The 18279-nt window shown below is 41.1% G+C and carries 15 protein-coding genes; 12 read left to right on the top strand and 3 right to left on the bottom strand.

All coding sequences use genetic code 11. The annotated features are described in order from the left end of the window. The first annotated feature begins 79 nt into the window (after positions 1-79). The 7 genes from cmk to PSH41_RS04445 all read left to right on the top strand — a co-directional run bounded on the left by cmk (position 80) and on the right by PSH41_RS04445 (position 5565). Positions 80-790 (top strand): (d)CMP kinase, encoded by a 711-nt coding sequence (cmk, locus tag PSH41_RS04475; protein WP_004587870.1) that lies wholly within the window; start codon positions 80-82, stop codon positions 788-790. 95 nt (positions 791-885) lie between these two features. Then, the gene (gene rpsA / locus PSH41_RS04470) at positions 886-2553 is read left to right on the top strand and encodes a 30S ribosomal protein S1 (protein ID WP_004587871.1); all 1668 of its coding nucleotides are present in this window, start codon (positions 886-888) and stop codon (positions 2551-2553) included. A 65-nt stretch (positions 2554-2618) separates the two neighbouring features. Further along, positions 2619-2906 carry an integration host factor subunit beta gene (gene ihfB, locus PSH41_RS04465; protein WP_004587872.1) on the top strand — a complete coding sequence of 96 codons (288 nt, stop codon included), beginning with the start codon at positions 2619-2621 and terminating at the stop codon, positions 2904-2906. A 21-nt stretch (positions 2907-2927) separates the two neighbouring features. After that, positions 2928-3209, top strand: coding sequence for a lipopolysaccharide assembly protein LapA domain-containing protein (locus tag PSH41_RS04460; RefSeq protein WP_004587873.1), 282 nt, complete (start codon positions 2928-2930; stop codon positions 3207-3209). A 2-nt stretch (positions 3210-3211) separates the two neighbouring features. Next, positions 3212-4348, top strand: coding sequence for a lipopolysaccharide assembly protein LapB (lapB, locus tag PSH41_RS04455; RefSeq protein ID WP_273588200.1), 1137 nt, complete (start codon positions 3212-3214; stop codon positions 4346-4348). Between the two features lie 46 nt (positions 4349-4394). Next, positions 4395-5099 carry an orotidine-5'-phosphate decarboxylase gene (gene pyrF, locus PSH41_RS04450; protein ID WP_024034097.1) on the top strand — a complete coding sequence of 235 codons (705 nt, stop codon included), beginning with the start codon at positions 4395-4397 and terminating at the stop codon, positions 5097-5099. Positions 5100-5190: 91 nt separating this feature from the next. Beyond that, positions 5191-5565 carry a hypothetical protein gene (locus PSH41_RS04445; protein WP_004587876.1) on the top strand — a complete coding sequence of 125 codons (375 nt, stop codon included), beginning with the start codon at positions 5191-5193 and terminating at the stop codon, positions 5563-5565. A gap of 250 nt (positions 5566-5815) precedes the next feature. On the opposite strand, the gene PSH41_RS04440 is transcribed toward PSH41_RS04445, so the two are convergent. Next, a complete protein-coding gene (locus PSH41_RS04440; RefSeq protein WP_273588201.1) occupies positions 5816-6646 on the bottom strand; it encodes a CvfB family protein in 831 nt (276 codons plus the stop codon). A gap of 2 nt (positions 6647-6648) precedes the next feature. After that, positions 6649-7974, bottom strand: a complete 1326-nt coding sequence (locus tag PSH41_RS04435) for a DEAD/DEAH box helicase (protein WP_029774003.1) — start codon at positions 7972-7974, stop codon at positions 6649-6651. Between the two features lie 198 nt (positions 7975-8172). Here PSH41_RS04435 and trhO point away from each other — a divergent pair, with 198 nt between their 5' ends. The 5 genes from trhO (at position 8173) to PSH41_RS04410 (ending at position 16274) form a co-directional block, all read left to right on the top strand. Next, positions 8173-9180, top strand: a complete 1008-nt coding sequence (gene trhO / locus PSH41_RS04430; protein ID WP_024034100.1) for an oxygen-dependent tRNA uridine(34) hydroxylase TrhO — start codon at positions 8173-8175, stop codon at positions 9178-9180. 253 nt (positions 9181-9433) lie between these two features. After that, positions 9434-10450 carry an efflux RND transporter periplasmic adaptor subunit gene (locus PSH41_RS04425; protein WP_273588202.1) on the top strand — a complete coding sequence of 339 codons (1017 nt, stop codon included), beginning with the start codon at positions 9434-9436 and terminating at the stop codon, positions 10448-10450. Positions 10451-10452: 2 nt separating this feature from the next. Further along, a complete protein-coding gene (locus PSH41_RS04420; RefSeq protein WP_273588203.1) occupies positions 10453-13533 on the top strand; it encodes an efflux RND transporter permease subunit in 3081 nt (1026 codons plus the stop codon). A 137-nt stretch (positions 13534-13670) separates the two neighbouring features. Continuing rightward, positions 13671-15566, top strand: coding sequence for a DUF294 nucleotidyltransferase-like domain-containing protein (locus tag PSH41_RS04415; RefSeq protein ID WP_004587882.1), 1896 nt, complete (start codon positions 13671-13673; stop codon positions 15564-15566). A gap of 3 nt (positions 15567-15569) precedes the next feature. Continuing rightward, complete coding sequence (locus PSH41_RS04410; protein WP_273588204.1) at positions 15570-16274, top strand: 3'-5' exonuclease; 705 nt, start codon at positions 15570-15572, stop codon at positions 16272-16274. Positions 16275-16393: 119 nt separating this feature from the next. Here PSH41_RS04410 and PSH41_RS04405 read toward each other — a convergent pair whose 3' ends face one another. Continuing rightward, positions 16394-17974, bottom strand: coding sequence for a BCCT family transporter (locus tag PSH41_RS04405; RefSeq protein WP_273588205.1), 1581 nt, complete (start codon positions 17972-17974; stop codon positions 16394-16396). Positions 17975-18279 lie beyond the last annotated feature (305 nt).

The raw sequence follows: 18279 nt of genomic DNA, 5'->3' as shown, positions 1-18279 counted from the left end.
CACACTAAAGCGGATCTATTTGCAGAAGTGACGTATAATATCGCGGTTTTATTTAGGTGTGCATTGCAGGAGGTTTTAAATGCAGGCGTTATTAATGCCCGTAATCACCGTTGATGGCCCAAGTGGTTCAGGTAAAGGAACTGTTTGTCGCTTGTTAGCCGACAAATTGGGGTGGGATGTATTGGATAGCGGCGCAATTTACCGTGTATTATCCCTTGCCGCACTTCATCACCAAATAGCATTAGACAACGAAGAAGCGCTTGTCCCGCTTGCTGCAAACTTAGATGTGCAGTTTTTGGTTGATAGCCAAACTAATGCTGGAAAAGTTATTTTAGAAGGCGAAGATGTAACCTCGACAATTCGTAATGAAGAGGTTGGGGCAGCTGCTTCAAAAGTGGCTGCATTACCGCGTGTACGTGAAGCGTTACTTCGACGCCAGCGTGCGTTTAAAACCGAACGGGGCTTAATTGCTGATGGCCGAGATATGGGCACCGTGGTTTTTCAAGACGCACCATTGAAAATATATTTAACCGCTAGTGCACAAGAACGCGCGCGCAGACGTTATGTTGAGTTGAATGAGCGCGGCCTTGATGTTACACTAAGTGGTCTATTACAGGACATTCAAGCTCGTGATGAGCGCGATATGAATCGCACCGTTGCACCGCTTGTTCCTGCTGATGATGCAATTGAAATAGACACAAGCGAGCTTAATGCTCAGCAAGTGTTTGATAAAGTTATAACTTTAGTCGATATTGCTATCTCACAAGGCAAGCTTCCTAAACGAAGCTAAACACATTTTATGCACCAGCAGGACGCCAGTGCTATTTTAACAACCCCATGCAGCATGGTTGCTTATTGGTATTAATATATGAGACGTATATTCGTATGTCAGAAAATTTTGCGCAGTTATTTGAAGAAAGCTTAAAGGGTTTTGAAGCAGAGCAAGGCTCTATAGTTAAAGGTACAGTAATCTCAATCGAGAATAACATTGTACTTGTAGATGCTGGTCTTAAATCAGAAAGTGCTATCCCTGCAGAGCAGTTCAAAAATGCTGCTGGTGAACTAGAAGTTGCTGTAGGCGACGAAGTAGATGTTGCACTAGATGCAATCGAAGACGGTTTCGGTGAAACTATCCTTTCTCGTGAGAAAGCGAAGCGTCACGAAGCGTGGATCCGTCTTGAGAAAGCATGTGAAGAGCAAGAGACTGTTACTGGTGTTATCAACGGTAAAGTTAAAGGCGGTTTCACAGTTGAAGTTGATTCAATCCGTGCTTTCCTACCTGGTTCACTTGTTGATGTTCGTCCAGTACGTGACACAACTCACCTTGAAGGCAAAGAGCTTGAATTTAAAGTAATCAAGCTTGACCAAAAACGTAACAACGTTGTTGTTTCACGTCGTGCAGTTATCGAATCTGAAAACTCACAAGAACGTGAAGAGCTTCTTGCTAACCTTGTTGAAGGCCAAGAAGTTAAAGGTATCGTTAAGAACCTTACTGACTACGGTGCATTCGTTGACCTTGGTGGTGTTGATGGTCTACTACACATCACTGATATGGCGTGGAAGCGTGTTAAGCACCCTTCAGAAATCGTTAATGTTGGCGACGAAATCGCAGTTAAAGTTCTTAAATTCGACAAAGATAAAACTCGTGTATCTCTAGGCCTTAAACAGCTTGGCGAAGATCCATGGGCTGCTATCGCTGGTCGTTACCCAGAAGGTTCTAAGCTTTCTGGTCGTGTAACTAACCTTACTGATTACGGTTGCTTCGTAGAAATCGAAGAAGGCGTTGAAGGTCTAGTTCACGTTTCTGAAATGGATTGGACTAACAAGAACATCCACCCTTCAAAAGTTGTTTCACTAGGTGACACTGTTGAAGTTATGGTTCTTGAAATCGACGAAGAACGTCGTCGTATTTCTCTTGGTCTTAAGCAATGTATTGCTAATCCTTGGCAGGAATTTGCTCGTCTACAAAACAAAGGCGACCAAGTTACTGGTAAGATCAAATCAATCACTGACTTCGGTATCTTTATCGGTCTTGACGGTGGTATTGATGGTCTTGTACACCTTTCAGACATTTCTTGGAACACGCCTGGCGAAGAAGCTGTACGTGAATTCAAGAAAGGCGACGAAATCACTGCTATCGTATTGCAAGTTGACCCAGAGCGTGAACGTATCTCTCTAGGTGTTAAGCAAATCGAAGCTGACCCGTTCAATAACTACCTTGATGCAAACAAAAAAGGTGCTATTGTTAAAGGTAAAGTGACTGAAGTTGATGCGAAAGGCGCAACTGTAGAGCTTATCGAAGGCGTTGAAGGTTACATCCGTGTAGCTGATATCGCTCAAGAGCGCGTTGAAGATGCAACGACTGTTGCTTCTGTAGGCGACGAAATCGAAGCTAAATACGTTGGCGTTGATCGTAAGAACCGCACTTTAAGCTTATCTGTTAAAGCTCTTTTCGAAGCAGAAGAGAAAGAAGTACTAGAGAAGCTTAAGAAAGAAGAGCCAGTGTTTGAAAACGCAATGGCAGCTGCTTTCGCAAATGCACAAAAAGACTAATTTCTAATTAGTTTTTAATTGGAAGGGCAGTTTTGCCCTTCCACTATTCTCTTTAAGGAAACGCTATGACTAAGTCAGAACTGATAGAAACACTTGCCGAACAGCACGCACACGTTCCAGTGAAAGATGTTGAAAATGCAGTAAAAGAAATTCTTGAACAAATGGCCGGCTCATTATCTACTTCCGATCGTATTGAGATCAGAGGTTTTGGTAGTTTCTCTTTGCATTACCGCGCTCCTCGCACAGGTCGTAATCCTAAGACTGGCGATACAGTAGAGCTTGATGGTAAGCATGTACCTCATTTTAAACCAGGCAAAGAATTACGCGACCGCGTAAACGAGAGTATTGCCTAGTTAACCAGTTGGAGTAGTTACTTGTTTAAGGTATTAAAAATTATTCTGGTTGTACTATGCCTATTTTGCGCATTTTTATTGGGTTCTCAAAATCCACAATTAGTACAAATCAATTATATTATTGCCAGTAATACCTTGCCACTCGCTGTAATAATAAGTATCTGCTTTATACTGGGTGTGATAATAGGGTGTTTTATTAGCTTTAAATTGTTTTCTAAATTAAAGTGGCAAAATTACCGCTTAAAAAAACAATTAGCGCCAGAAAAAAATAATAGTAAGCTTATTGCTAATAAAGACACCTAATCATGATTGAGCTTTTGTTTTTACTACTGCCTGTTGCTGCCGGTTATGGCTGGATTATGGGCAAAAATAGTGCAAAAAACCAAGCTCATCAACTCAATCGCCAAATCACTTCAGAATACAGTAAAGGCTTAAAGTTTTTACTAGACAGAGAAGAAGATCAGGGCTTAGAGCATCTAATAAACCTATTAGAAGTGGCTGCTGACTCTGTTGACCATTATTCAACCCTTGCTACCATGTTTCGCCGAAGAGGCGAGCTTGACCGCGCAATAAAAATTCATGAACTCCTTTTAAAACACCCAAGCTTAAATGAACAACAAGCTGCCGCTAGCCGTTTAGAATTAGCTGAAGATTATATTATGGCCGGCTTATTAGACGGTGCAGAAGAGCATTTAGTGTGGCTTGTTAAAGCTGGGCATGAACAAGCACTTGACCCAATTATTACTTTATACTCGCAAACCCGAGAGTGGGAAAAGGGCATTAATATGTTCGAAGCCCATAGTGAGTTATTCGTTAAAGAGCAGCATTTTAAAGCAATTGCTAATTTTTACAGCGAAGCTGCCTTAAGCGAAAATAAACCGCAATTAATGAACAAAGCCATTAGCTTAAATTACAAAGCGGTTCGCCCTTTATACGAATTAGGGTTATCGGCTTACACAAGTGAAGACTACGTAAAAGCAATTTACTATTGGCGTGAACTCGTTTGCCAATTTACGTTATTTGCACCTTTGTTTATTGACCAGCTTGCACATAGTTATAAGCAGTTAAATTTAACACATCAGTTTCATGATTTATTATGTGACTTGCTCGATAAAGGTGGGGTGCTAATAAAAATAAAACATTGCCAAGCACTGTTAGAGCAGGGAAATACTAAACAGGCATTTGAGTTTTTAACCGACAGCTTAAAGCGTCAGCCTACAATTCGAGGTTTTAGCTTTTTACTACAGCTAATGGGTGATAAAAATCCAGATACCAAAGAAGTACTTGATGAAATTGATAAGCTAGTTACGTCGTATATAGCTACAAAACCAGACTTTCAATGCCAACATTGTGGTTTTACAAGCCACACTATTTATTGGAACTGCCCATCTTGTAAACATTGGGAAACCATTGTGCCAAGTAGAGGCCTAGACGGATTTTAATAACCCCCAACTATTTATAACTTTACTGCCATTCATTAGGATAGTTATGTCTTTAGAAGATACAAAAAAAGTTCTTATTGCCCTAGATTACGATTCACAAGACGCGGCTCTTAATTTTGTAAAAAAACTCTCACCAGATACGTGTCGTTTAAAAGTAGGTAAAGAAATGTTTACTTATTTTGGCCCTGCATTCGTTAAACAGTTAATCGATTTAGGCTTTGACGTATTTTTAGATTTAAAATTTCATGATATCCCTAATACAGTGGCAAAAGCGGTCACCGCAGCGGCTAATATGGGCGTTTGGATGGTAAACGTTCATGCATCAGGTGGTTTTGAAATGATGAATAAGGCAAAGCAGGCACTTGAAAAGTTTGGTGATAAAGCACCTTTATTAATAGCAGTGACAGTGCTAACCAGCATGGACGAAGCTGAACTAAAGCGTTTGGGTGTTGAAAAATCAGCGCAAGAACAAGTTATTCATTTAGCTAAATTAACAAAAGAAGCAGGGCTTGATGGCGTAGTATGTTCTGCCCAAGAAGCGAAAGCGCTAAAAGCACAATTAGGTAGCGAGTTTAAGCTAGTTACTCCAGGCATTCGCCCTGCTGGTAGTGATGTGGGTGACCAAAAACGCATTATGACACCTAAGCAAGCTATTGAAGCGGGTAGCGATTACTTAGTGATTGGTAGACCGATCACACAATCGTCAGATCCGGTACAAACTTTAACTGATGTTAATAAATCACTAGTTTAAGTTAACAAAAAGCAATTATTTAGTGCTAAACCCCTTTTATGAATACATTTTTATGCTACATTAGTACTAAGAATGCAGTAAGGGGTTTATTTTGAAGTTAATTTTTGGATCTATTTTAATTGTTGTTGCAGGTTTTTCAGTAAATAAATATGTTTTTTCTAGTAAAGCTTATGATGGAGTAGCGACGATTACTGACTTAGTCGCAAATTACCCTGTCGATTTATTTGAATTTAAGCAAACCATGCATGGCTACGCACACCACTTATGCTATAAAAATGAAGAGCGCTTAACGCGCCAAAACGTAACTACGTCAGATTGCATTTCAAATCACGACGACAAACAAAGTGAATGTGAAAATAAAGTATTTAGGTTGGCGCCACTAAGCTTAGAAACCAAAGCTGAGATACTTGATTATTCAAAGCAATATACAGAATGTACGTTGCCGTATAAGCGTATTATGGGCTAATGCCTGTTAGTAATTCCCTAATTATTTTTCAGGGGTAAACCTAGTGTTAGCTTTGTTTAAAAAATTTTATTTACGCGAAGGTGAGGGCAGAGAATAGGGCAATATAAGTGCCGTTAGTGATAATAGCTAAATAACGTTTTTAATTCATCAAAACGTTTTATCATCTTTGAATAATCATTTAATTAAACTATTTAGAAAAAATTTAACTATAAGCGCCAACATAATGTTAGCGCTTATAAAAAGTGTACGACTATTTTAAGCGGATAGATTTGGCTTCTATGTCTATCAAGCCTTGCTTAAATAAACCACCAATAGCTTTTTTGTAGTTAGCTTTACTGGTTGAAAATACTTTTTTGATAAGCTCAGGCTCAGATTTATCACCAATGGCTAGTATGCCGCCTTCGTTTTTAAGCTTTTCCATTATTTTATCGCCAAGTTCACTTACTTTACCCATGCCTGGCTTTTCAAGTATAACGTCGATTTTTCCGTCTTCTCGTACTTTTTGAACAAACCCTTTAAGCTTTTGCCCTACAAATAAGTTTTTAAATACCATGTTGTAAAACACAACCCCAAAGTGAGACTCTTCAATAAGCACTTTGTAGCCAATATCTGTTTTACCAGCAACAATTAAATCAACTTCTTGAAGATAAGTGTACTCAGGCTCATCTTTTGATAAAAAGCGATTAAAGTTGCTTGATGCACAAATACGTTGGCTCGCATTATCTAAATATAAGCGAACTAAGTAAGAATGACCTTCTTGCATACGTGGTTTTTGCTCGTTAAATGGAGCTAAAACATCTTTCTCAAGACCCCAATCTAAAAAAGCGCCAATGCTATTTATTTCTTTAACACGAAGCAGCGCGTATTCGCCTACTTGGGCATGAGGTTTTTTTACTGTTGCTGTAGGTAAATTGGCGTTATCTAAAAAGATAAAAACGCTTATGCTATCGCCAGCTTCAAGTTCATCTTTAATTTCGTGTTTTGGTAAAAACACTTCCCCTAAATCGTGGCCATCAAGGTAAGCACCTTCATTGCTCACTTCTTTTACAAATAAGGTTTGTGTTGTTCCTAGGTAACTCATAATTATTCCTGCTCAGGCTTTTTTTTACGGCGCATTGGTGAATTGCCATCAATGTTCATCGGGGCTTTTATAGGTGCAGCTGGTTTTTTAGGTTTTGCTTTGCGTTTAACTTGCGGCTTTTTCACCTGTGCAACTTTTTTAGTTTTTACAGCGGCTGTTGCAGGCTTTTTCTCTTTTATACCTTTAAATTTAGCTTTAAGGCCATCAACGCTTGCAAAAACCAACTCGTCGTTCAAAAACGACTTAATTGCTAAGTAGCTTGCCCAGTCTTTAGGGCCTACTAGCGATAATGCATTACCTTTAAATCCGGCGCGGCCTGTACGACCTATACGGTGTACATACTCTTCAGCGTGTTTTGGTAAGTCAAAATTGATTACGTGCGTTACACTTAATAAGTCCAATCCTCGCGAAGCAACATCAGTGGTGATCAAAATTTTAAAGTTTTCGCGGCTAAACGAGTCCATGATCTCTAGGCGTTTGCTCTGTGTTAAATCGCCAGCTAAAGCCACCGATTTAAAACCTTTTGCATTTAATGCTTCACTTAAACGGCTGGTATCGGCACGGGTTGCTGTAAATATAATACATTGGCCAACATCATCTTGTTTTAAGAAATGCTCAAGTAACGCTTCTTTATGATCAAGGTGATCGGCTAAATAGAGTGTTTGTTTAATATCACTGTGTTGCTCGTTAGCGGCGCTCAGTGTAATTTGTTTTGGCTTTTTTAATAAATTACGCGATAGGGCATCTACTTGAGCGTGATCTAGTGTCGCTGAAAACAACAATGTTTGGCGTAAGCGGTGATTAGCTTGCTCGTTAATCATTTTCAGCTGTTCAGTAAAACCTAAGTCTAAAATACGGTCGGCTTCATCAAAAATTAATAGCTCTAACCCGCTTAATTGTAATGAGCGTTTTGTGATGTGATCGGCCAAACGCCCTGGGGTTGCCACAACAAAGTGCGGGTCGTTACGAAGGGCTTTAATTTGATCGTTAAAGTTCTCGCCACCGAGTATTTTTACAGCTTTAATGTTTGTGCCCGCAATTAATAAACGCAATTGCGTAAATACTTGCGTTGCAAGCTCACGGGTTGGTGCAACGATGAGGACACGTGGATCGCGTTTACTGAGCGCTTTTTGTTTCATAACTCGCTGAACAGCAGGTAATAAAAACGCTAATGTTTTGCCCGACCCAGTTTTAGACTGAGCAAAAATGTCATGCCCTGCAAGTGCGGTAGGCACTGCATGTGCTTGAATATCTGTGGGCTGGGTGATCCCTTGATGTGCTAATTGTGTTTCAAGGCGAGTATCAATCCCAAGATCAGTAAAGTGCAAAGTCGTGTTCTCCAATGTGCAACTTAAATTAATGGCCGCATTATAGCTTACACAAGGGTTATGCCGACAGTAAAAACCATTCTAACGCGCTATTTTTTGCAATTAATTATAAAAAGCGTAAAATACGCGCCCCATATGCGCCGGATTTACGATTCGGTAAACGCCACTTAAGGCTATCAAAGCAAAATAGGAAGTAAAATGACTGCTGTTCATAAAGATGATGTTACAAACGAGCACTTCGTAGTGTGTGCAATGTACAAATTTGTAGGTTTGCCAAATTTTGAAGCGCTACGTAAACCCCTTTTAGAAGTGATGGAAGCAAACGAAGTACGCGGTACTTTATTGCTTGCTGCTGAAGGTATTAACGGTACTGTATCGGCTAAGCGCGAAGGAATAGATAACTTACTTGCGTGGTTAGACACACAAGAAAACCTAAAAGACATAGTGACTAAAGAATCATACGATGATGAATGCCCGTTTTACCGCACTAAAGTAAAGCTAAAAAACGAAATTGTTACTATGGGCGTTGAAGGGGTTGACCCACTAAAAGTAGTGGGAAGCTATGTTAAGCCTAAAGAGTGGAATGCATTAATATCAGACCCTGAAGTGATTTTGATTGATACACGTAACGATTACGAAATTGAAATTGGCACTTTTCAAAATGCAGTCGATCCTAATACCAAAACTTTCCGAGAGTTCCCTCAGTGGGCTAAAGAGAATTTAGACCCAGAAAAACACAAAAAAGTAGCCATGTTTTGTACCGGTGGTATTCGCTGCGAAAAATCAACGGCTTACATGAAAGAGCAAGGGTTTGATGAGGTTTACCACCTTGAAGGCGGTATTTTAAAATACCTAGAAGAAGTGCCAAAAGAAGAAACAATGTGGGAAGGCGAGTGTTTTGTTTTTGATAATCGTGTAGCAGTAAATCATGATTTACAAAAAGGCTCTTACGATCAATGTCATGCGTGTCGTATGCCGATTACAGAAGAAGAAAAGCAAAAGCCAGAATACATGGAAGGTGTTTCGTGTCATCACTGTATCGACAATGTAACCGACGAGCAACGTGCTCGTTTTGCTGAGCGTCAAAAGCAAATAGAATTAGCACAAGCACGTGGTGAAGGGCACATTGGTAATGAAGCGCAAGCGGTTTTACAACAACGTAAAGAAGCTAAAAAAGCACAAAAAGAAGCCCAGCGCGGTAAATAATCTTTAACTATCTATTATCTACATAGCCCAGTTTATACTGGGCTTTTTTATTTATATAGCCACTTTTTAGTTTAATCCTGCCTGTATTTGTATAAATGCTTAGTCTTTAAGCGCCTTTTTCAAAAATTAATTGGTATTACCAATTTAATTTCATCTTATAGTTTTGCTAATTTATCGTTCTATCCTACCTATTGATCAATCAGCTGTTAGACTTCGTAAGGTAATGGAAATAATAATTAATTAAGGTGTTACTTTGAAATCGCAAAACTTTTTAATCGGTGTGCTTAGTTCTCTGTTGTTTTTCAGCCTACCGGCAATGAGCGCGAACGTTGTTGTACAAAAAATTGCCCTCGAAAGTGCTAAACAACAAGTGCAAGCGGTAGGAAATACAGAGGCAATACATTCGGTTGTAATGTACCCCGCAGTAGGCGATAGAGTAACAGGCGTTTTTTTTAAGCCAGGTGATAAAGTAAAAAAAGGCGATACTTTACTCGAACTTGATTCTCGTAGGCAAAAAGCAGCGCTTGATGAGGCTAAAATTAAACTTGCCGACACCCAGCGAATACTAAAACGATTAGAACAAAGTCAGGCCAAAGGCGCAGTGCCTAAAAGCGATGTTGATGATGCTAAAACCGTTGTAGAGCTTGCCAAAGTCACCCTCATACAGGCTCAAACTGAGCTTGAAGACAGAAAAGTAATTGCGCCGATAAATGGCATTATGGGTTTAACAGATGTTGAGGTAGGCGATAGAATAACCGAGCAAACCCCCATTGCCACAATAGATGACACAACAAGCCTGTACATAAATTTTAACGCACCGGAGTCGGCTATCAGTATGCTGCGTAATAAAAGCAGCTTAACGGTGTTTCCTTGGCAATCAGACACTGCCATTAACGCTGATATTGCCTATTTAGACTCACGCGTAGACCCACAAACTCGTACTTTACGTGTTAAAGCCAAGCTAAATAATGAAAAACAACAATTTTTACCTGGTATGAGCTTTAGAGTACATATTGAAGTGTTAGGCGAGCGTTTTGCTGCAGTTCCTGAGGCTGCATTACTGTGGGGGGCAACAGGTCCGTATGTATGGACCAGCGTTGATAAAAAAGCCACACGTGTTGATGTAAAAATAGAGCAGCGCTTGGCGGGGCGATTATTGGTTTCTGGGCCGTTAAATAAAGGCGATACTTTAGTAATTGAAGGGGTACAACGCTTACGTGCAGGCCAAGAGCTAAGCTTTAATTTACCCTTACAAGATTCGCAGGAGTAGGTATGAAGCAGCAACCTATGATGCAAGACTTACCCTCAATGGCGATTCGCCGCCCAGTACTTATTGTGGTGCTTAACTTGTTAATTATTATTGCAGGTATCGCTGCTATTGCGGGTGTAGAAGTAAGAGAGCTTCCTGATGTAGATAGACCACGTATTACTGTTTCGGCGCCATTTCCTGGTGGCTCGCCTGAGACCGTTGATACCGAAGTAACCAGCAAATTAGAAGGCGCAGTAGCGCGTGTAAGTGGCGTTAAATCAATACGCGCACAAAGTGAAGAGGGAAATGCTCGTATTGTGGTCGAATTTAGACCAGGCATAAACTTAGATGACGCCGCGAATGAAACGCGTGAGTCTGTTGCACGTGTAGAGCGAGACCTTCCAGAGGAAGTAGAACGTGTTTCTATTATTAAAGCCGACAACGACGCCGAAGCAGTTGTATCTCTGACTGTTTCAAGTGAAAGTTTATCGCTTGAAGCACTTACCGAGCGCGTAAATGTTGACTTAGCGCCGCAATTTTTAACTATTCCGGGTGTCGCAGATGTACGCTTAAACGGAGATAGAGAACGCGTATTAAGAGTACGAATAGACCCGCTAAAATTAAGTAGCTTTAATTTAACCGTGCCCGATGTAGCACAAGTGCTTAGCCAAGCGCCGTTTGATGTGCCAGCAGGGAGTTTAAAGTCAAACGATCAGCAAATTATTGTACGTGCCGATGCAACCTCTATTACTCCAGAACAAGTTGGCGATATTATAATACAAGGCGATACCCGAATTAGTGATATTGCAGCTGTGTATTTTGGCCCTGCCGATCCGCGCTCTATGGTAAGGCTAAACGGTAAGCCCGTTATTGGTATGGAAATTATTCGACAAGCACAATCAAATACAATTGAAATATCAGATGAAGTGCTCAAGCTTATTACAAGCATGCAAACGCGCTTTCCAGAAATGGAATTTACACTTACCTCCGATGACGCACAATTTATAAGAAGCTCAGTAGATGAAGTAATTTACTCTTTATTACTTACAGTATTGTTAGTGGTTGTCACTTTGTGGGTATTTATTGGCTCTTGGCGCGCCACTTTAGTGCCTGCTTTTGCTATTCCTGTTGCCTTAATAGGGTCTTTAGCACTTATATGGGCACTGGGTTTTTCAATAAATATTTTAACCTTGTTGGCGCTAGTATTAGCCACAGGCTTAATTGTTGATGACGCCATAGTAGTAAGTGAAAATATTCAGCGCCAGCGGGGGCTAGGTTTAGGGCGTCGGGCTGCTGCTGTAATAGGCACGCGCGAGGTTTTTTTTGCTGTTGTAGCAACTACGGCTGTACTTGCCGCTGTATTTATACCTATTGCGTTTTTACCCTCTACTGCGGGTCGCTTATTTAGAGAGTTTGGTGGTGTACTTGCCGGTGCGGTAATTATATCAAGCTTTGTGGCACTTTCATTAGTGCCTGCTCTTACCTCAAAATTAAAGTTAAAGCAGGGCGGTTTTCACCCATTTGCTAAACTAGGCCATTGGTTGGGTGGTATTTATACAAAAACAATTCATAAAGTGCTTAACCATGCATGGCTTACGTTTGCGCTCTGTTTATTGGTTGCAGCAGGCTCAGGTGCGTTGTACGCCAGTTTAGACAGCGAGCTTTTGCCCACAGAAGACCGAGGAAAAATTCGTATATTTGCACGTGGCCCAGATGGTGTAGGGCTAAACTTTATGGATAGGCAAGCGATAAAAATGGAAGATATTTTACTTCCGTTTGTTGATAGCGGAGAAATTGAGTCTATTTATACTGTGGTAGGCCAATGGGACCCTAATATTGTGTTTATTACTGTGCCATTAAAGCATTGGGATGAGCGCCATTTTAGCCAACAAGAAATTATTAATAAGATACGCCAGCCACTTGGCAATATTCCAGGAGCACCGGCTTACCCTGGTGGTGCTAATAGTTTAAATTTACGAGGCCAAGGGGGAGGCGTTGAAATAGCGTTGCTTGGGCAAGATTATTTGCAAATATTTAAAGCGGCTCAGCAGTTTTCTGCGGCATTAGAAAAAGCCGTTCCTGAGGTGGCACCTGTGCGTATTTCTTATCAGCCATCGCAACCACAACTTAGAGTAAATATAGACAGACGCCGTGCACAAGAGCTCGGTGTATCGCTAGACGACATTGCCATTACTTTGCGCGCAGCAATAAATGGCGACGATGTAGAAGATTTAAACATTGGCGATCAGTCTGTGCCAATTATGCTCCAAGCGCAAAACCAAACCATAAACAGTCCAAGTGATTTGGCTAATTTATACATCAGAGCGGGTAATAGCAGTTTAGTACCGTTAAGTAGTGTGGCCTATATTTCTGAAGAAGGGGTGGCTGCAGAGCTTGAACGTCATGCCCAGCGCCGCTCAATAGAGCTCAGTATGGAGTTGCCAGAATCGTTAACCATTGCTGCTTTAGTAGAGCAAATAAAAACGGTGTCTGAGCAATCGTTAGAGCCAGGTATTGCACTTGCGTTTAAAGGCGAAGCGCTAACGTATGAAGAAACATCCAGCGAAGTACTTGTAACTTATGTACTTGCTTTTTTAATTGTATTTTTAGTATTGGCTGCTCAATTTGAAAATGTAAATAGTGCCATTGTGGTTATGATAACGGTACCCTTTGGTATTACCTCGGCCATATTAGCGCTTTATTTAACCGGCACGTCGTTAAATATTTACTCTCAAATTGGTTTAGTGATGCTGATAGGCTTAATCGCTAAAAACGCAATTTTGCTTGTTGAATTTGCAGACCAATTACGCGATCAAGGTTTGACGGTCAGAAAAGCAGTCGAGCAAGCTGCTCTGGTACGTTTACGCCCAATTACGATGACCCTTATATCTACTCTACTTGGAGCATTGCCGTTAATTCTCTCTACAGGCGCAGGGGCTGAGGCCCGAAATGCAATTGGCTGGGTGGTGTTTGGCGGCTTAGCACTTGCGGTGTTGTTTACGCTTTATCTTACTCCGGTAATTTACTTAGGCTTAGCACGCTTTACCACGCCAAGGGGGGATGAATCTAAGCAGCTCGCACAAGAGCTTGAAAAAATAGACTAACCTTAAAGCCATGCCCAGCAACGTTTTTAAATTAAAAGTGTACTGGGCATGGTTATGGCTTGATTGGCACTACTTGTTTGTTAAGATAACCACTTAAGCATATACATGCCTTTTTGTGTGGCCACAAGGAATCCCCAATGCAAGCCGAACAAGTTGAAATTGCGCAGTTTTTAGCGCAGCACCCGCCATTTGATGACTTACCGACAAACGCTTTAAACGAGCTTGCGCAACAAGTTGAGGTAGCTTACTACCGCTCGCAAACTGATATTTTAACGTTAGGCCAAGACATCGCTGATTTATTTATAATTCGCAGTGGCTCTGTAGAAATTTATCGTCGTAATAACGAGCTTTATAATCGCTTAGATGTGGGCGGTATTTTTGGCCAAATGGGCTTGTTGATGAATCGTAAAGTGCGCTTTCCTGCAAAGGCGCTCGAAGACACCCTAGTGTATTGTATTAACTTTACGCTGTTTAACCGTTTTTGTGACGAGTTTGACGGCTTTGCTGATTACTTTGAAGCCGATGGCAATGTACGCCTTCGCCAAGCATTAGTTGAGCAAGCCGACAGCAACGATTTAACAACCGCCAAAGTTAAATCGCTCATTCATCGCGATGTGGTAACACTAAGTACTCAAACCACCATACAGGATGTGGCTAAAGTAATGACAGAAGAAGCGGTATCTTCTGTGTTAGTTACCGATTTAGACAAACCAATAAGCGACGACCCAGAAGAAGACGATGGGCAAATCGTAGGCATTATTACCGACCGCGATATTCGCACAAAAGTGGTAGCCGAAGGCCTAGGGCTTGATGTTACTGCAGATAAAATTATGTCGACTAATCTTGTACTGCTTGATTCAAATGCTTATGTATTTGAAGCCGTTCTTGCTATGCTGCGCGACAACTTGCACCACTTACCTGTGGTACAAAAGCGCCGACCTATTGGGGTTATTTCACTATCCGATATTTTAAGGTACGAGTCGCAAAGTAGTTTACTCTTGGTACGCGGTATTTTAGCGCAGCAAACCATTGAAGATTTAGCACATTACGCGCGCCAGCTGCCCAATGTATTTGTACGTATGGTAAACGAAGATGCTAATTCACATATGATTGGTACGGCAATGGCGGTAATAGGGCGTACTTTTAAACAGCGCTTATTAGTACTGGCTGAAGAAAAATATGGACCGCCGCCAGTACCTTACTGTTTTATAGCGTTAGGCTCTATGGCGCGAGACGAACAACTTATTGTAACAGATCAAGATAACGCGCTTATTTTGGATGACAATTACGATGATGAAAAACACAACGAGTACTTTCAAAATATTTCTGATTTTGTGTGTGATGGCTTAGCGCAATGTGGTTATACCTATTGCAGCGGCGAAATTATGGCCTCGTTTAAAAAATGGCGTAAAACACGCTCGCAATGGTTTGATCAATTCTCACAGTGGATAGCCTTACCTAAACCACAAGCCCTACTTAACAGCTCAATATTTTTTGATTTAGATGGGGTGTGGGGGAAAACAAAGTGGGCCGACGAGCTTAAAATTTTTATTGCTAAGCAAAGTAAACAAAACCGTGTGTTTTTAGCAAATATGGCCGCCAATGCCCGAAACCGTACACCGCCACTTGGTTTTTTTAAAGGCTTTGTGCTTGAGCATAACGGCCAGCATAAGCGCTCAATGAACTTAAAACGCAGAGGCACCGCGCCGCTTTCTGATGTGATAAGAGTGCATGCACTGGCGATAGGCTCTCGTAAGCAAAATTCGTTTGAACGCCTTGAAGATATTATTGAATCGCGCCTGTTACCTGAGGGTAAAGCACAGGATTTACGTGACGCGTTAGAATACATTGCCATGATGCGAATTCGCCATCAAGCATGGCAAATAGAGCAAGAAGAAGAGCCCGATAACGACATAGACCCGCATTTACTTTCGCCGTTTGAGCAACGCAATTTAAAAGAAGCGTTTGCCATACTCGAAAAAGCACAAAGCTACTTAAAGTTTAGTTACTCAGCCAATGCGGGTGTTAAGTAGCGAATGGCTAAGCAATCGTATTTTGACTGGCAGACTCATTATAAAGCACTGGCTAACAACGCTAAAAATGAGCATTTAAAAGCGTTTTATCAGCACGCTTATGGTGATACGCAAACGCCTATAAAAGACATTTCGTTTGTGGCTCTTGATTTTGAGACAACCGGTCTAAATAGTGAGGTAGACGATATAGTCAGTATTGGCTTAGTCCCTTTTACAATGCAAAGAGTGTATTGCACACATGCTAAGCATTGGGTAGTACAGCCTCGTAAAAGCTTAAGTGAGGAGTCGATTGTTATTCATGGTATTACGCATTCAGAAGTGGATGATGCTCCCGATTTAACCTCTCGACTAGGGCCGCTACTTAATGCACTTAGTGGTAAAGTCGTGGTGGTGCATTATGCAGCGATAGAGCGGCACTTTTTAAACAATGCATTACTTGCGCGAATTAATGAAGGGATCCAGTTTGCATTAGTCGATACCATGGAAATTGAGCAACGAGCGTTGCGCGCCCGCCAAGGCTTAATAGGGCGTTTGTTTAATCAAAAGGTAGGCTCACTTAGACTTACAGATTGCCGCAGTCGATACTCTTTGCCTGCTTATCATAATCACAATGCGCTAACTGATGCATTAGCCACAGCAGAGCTGTTGATTGCACAGCTGCAATACCATTACCGCGATGATACGCCACTGGCTGAATTACTAAGTTAAATTTATTTTAAATTCTAGCGAGGGTAATACAGGTTTAAACTTATTAACCAAAGTTTAGCTTAGCCAATAAAAACGCCGCATATTATGCGGCGTTTTTTAGTTTACTGGCAAGCGACTAATTATTTAACAGCGCGAGGCTCAGTACGTAATCCTAATAATAGGCTTACACACATTAGTAGTAACACTAAAGTAAACGGAAGACCTGTTGAAACAGCACCCGCTTGTAATGCTTGAATCGCCTCTGTACCGCCAATCCATAATAGAGCTGCAGCAATAGAGCCTTCAACCGTAGCCCAAAAGATGCGTTGTGGTACTGGCGCATCCACTTTACCGCCTGCTGTAATTGAGTCGATAACTAATGAACCCGAGTCAGAAGAGGTAATGAAAAACACTAATACTAAAACAACAGCGAGGAACGAAAGCACGTTCGACATAGGCAGTTCGTCTAGCATTTGGAACATCGCCATAGGCACATCGGTTAAACCGTTTACGCCTAAGCTACCAACACCTTGAACAACTTGGTCTATTGCAATGCCGCCGTAAATAGACATCCATAAAATAGTAACCGCAGTAGGAATTAATAATACAGCGATTAAAAACTCTCTAATTGTACGACCACGAGAAACACGCGCAATAAACATACCTACAAACGGTGACCACGAAATCCACCATGCCCAGTAAAATACAGTCCAACCGTGCATCCATGTTTCGTCTTCTCGGCCATGGGGGTTGCTCAGTGGAATAATATTTTCAACATAACCCATAACCGTATTTGGTACGTTACCGATTGCCACAGCAAAACCAACTAAACCAACAAACAGAAGTAAGGCAAATGCAATGAGCATGTTTATATTACTAAGGACCTTTACTCCGCCATCAATGCCGCGTACTACTGAGATAATAGCCAGTAAGGTAACGCCAATAATAACCAATAATTGTGCGCCTACGCCGCCATCAGTTCCAAATACATGGTTAATACCTGCAGAAGCCTGCTGCGCGCCTAAACCTAACGAGGTTGCAAGGCCAAACAAAGTGGCAAGCACGGCAAGAATATCAATAATATGACCAGGCCAACCCCAAGCTCTGTCGCCTAATAGTGGATAAAAAATTGAACGGATTGATAAAGGAAGACCTTTATTATAAGTAAAAAACGCAAGTGAGAGCGCTACAACGGCATAAATAGCCCAGGGGTGAAGACCCCAGTGAAACATGGTTGCACCCATGGCTACTTTTGCAGCCTCTGGCGTATTTGCGGTTACATTAAGTGGGGTTTCGTACCAGCCGGTAAAGTAAGCTACAGGCTCTGCAACACCCCAAAACATTAACCCAATACCCATACCTGCGGCAAATAACATGGCAAGCCATGATATACGCGAGTGCGTTGGTTTAGCACCTTCTCCGCCTAAACGAATATTACCATAGGGCGATACAATTAATGCCAAGCAAAATATAACAAAGAAGTTTGCTGCCCACATAAAAAACGCATCAAAGTTATTTATTATATCGAGCTTAATACCATCAAGCGTTGCTTTGGCTGTTTGCGCATCCGAAACGAGAATGGCGACTAAAAAGATGACAATCAAACCGGCACTAATACCAAAAACAGGATTATGTATATCAAATCCCCATTTTTGCACGTTATCTTGACCTACGGTGTAGTCCGTATTATCAATACTATACTTGTCATGATTTTCGCTCATGAATACCTCTTATGTTGTCCTAACAAGCCAGAGAGTTCCGGCATAACACTAAGTTAATTAGCCACAAAGTAAGTTGCATTATTTACAATAAAACTTATTTGAGGACTAACTAAATTAATCGCTGATCATACCCTTAATAGTGTATGAGTTAAATCGTAAATGTAAAACTATTTGGTTATATATGCCTGATTCCTTAGCGCTAAAAGCTATTTATCACTAAAAAGATAAGCTATTGTTAATTCAGTGAGTGTTAAAAATTAGTTTGTTATTAAACTAAAATTAAAGCAGCGCCACCAAACTCGTTA

The organism is Pseudoalteromonas sp. CST2, from assembly GCF_028599385.1.
GTDB classification, from domain to species: Bacteria; Pseudomonadota; Gammaproteobacteria; order Enterobacterales; family Alteromonadaceae; genus Pseudoalteromonas; species Pseudoalteromonas atlantica.
The sequence above is the reverse complement of the archived record's forward strand: the minus strand, read 5'-3'. Positions and strand labels throughout refer to the sequence as shown.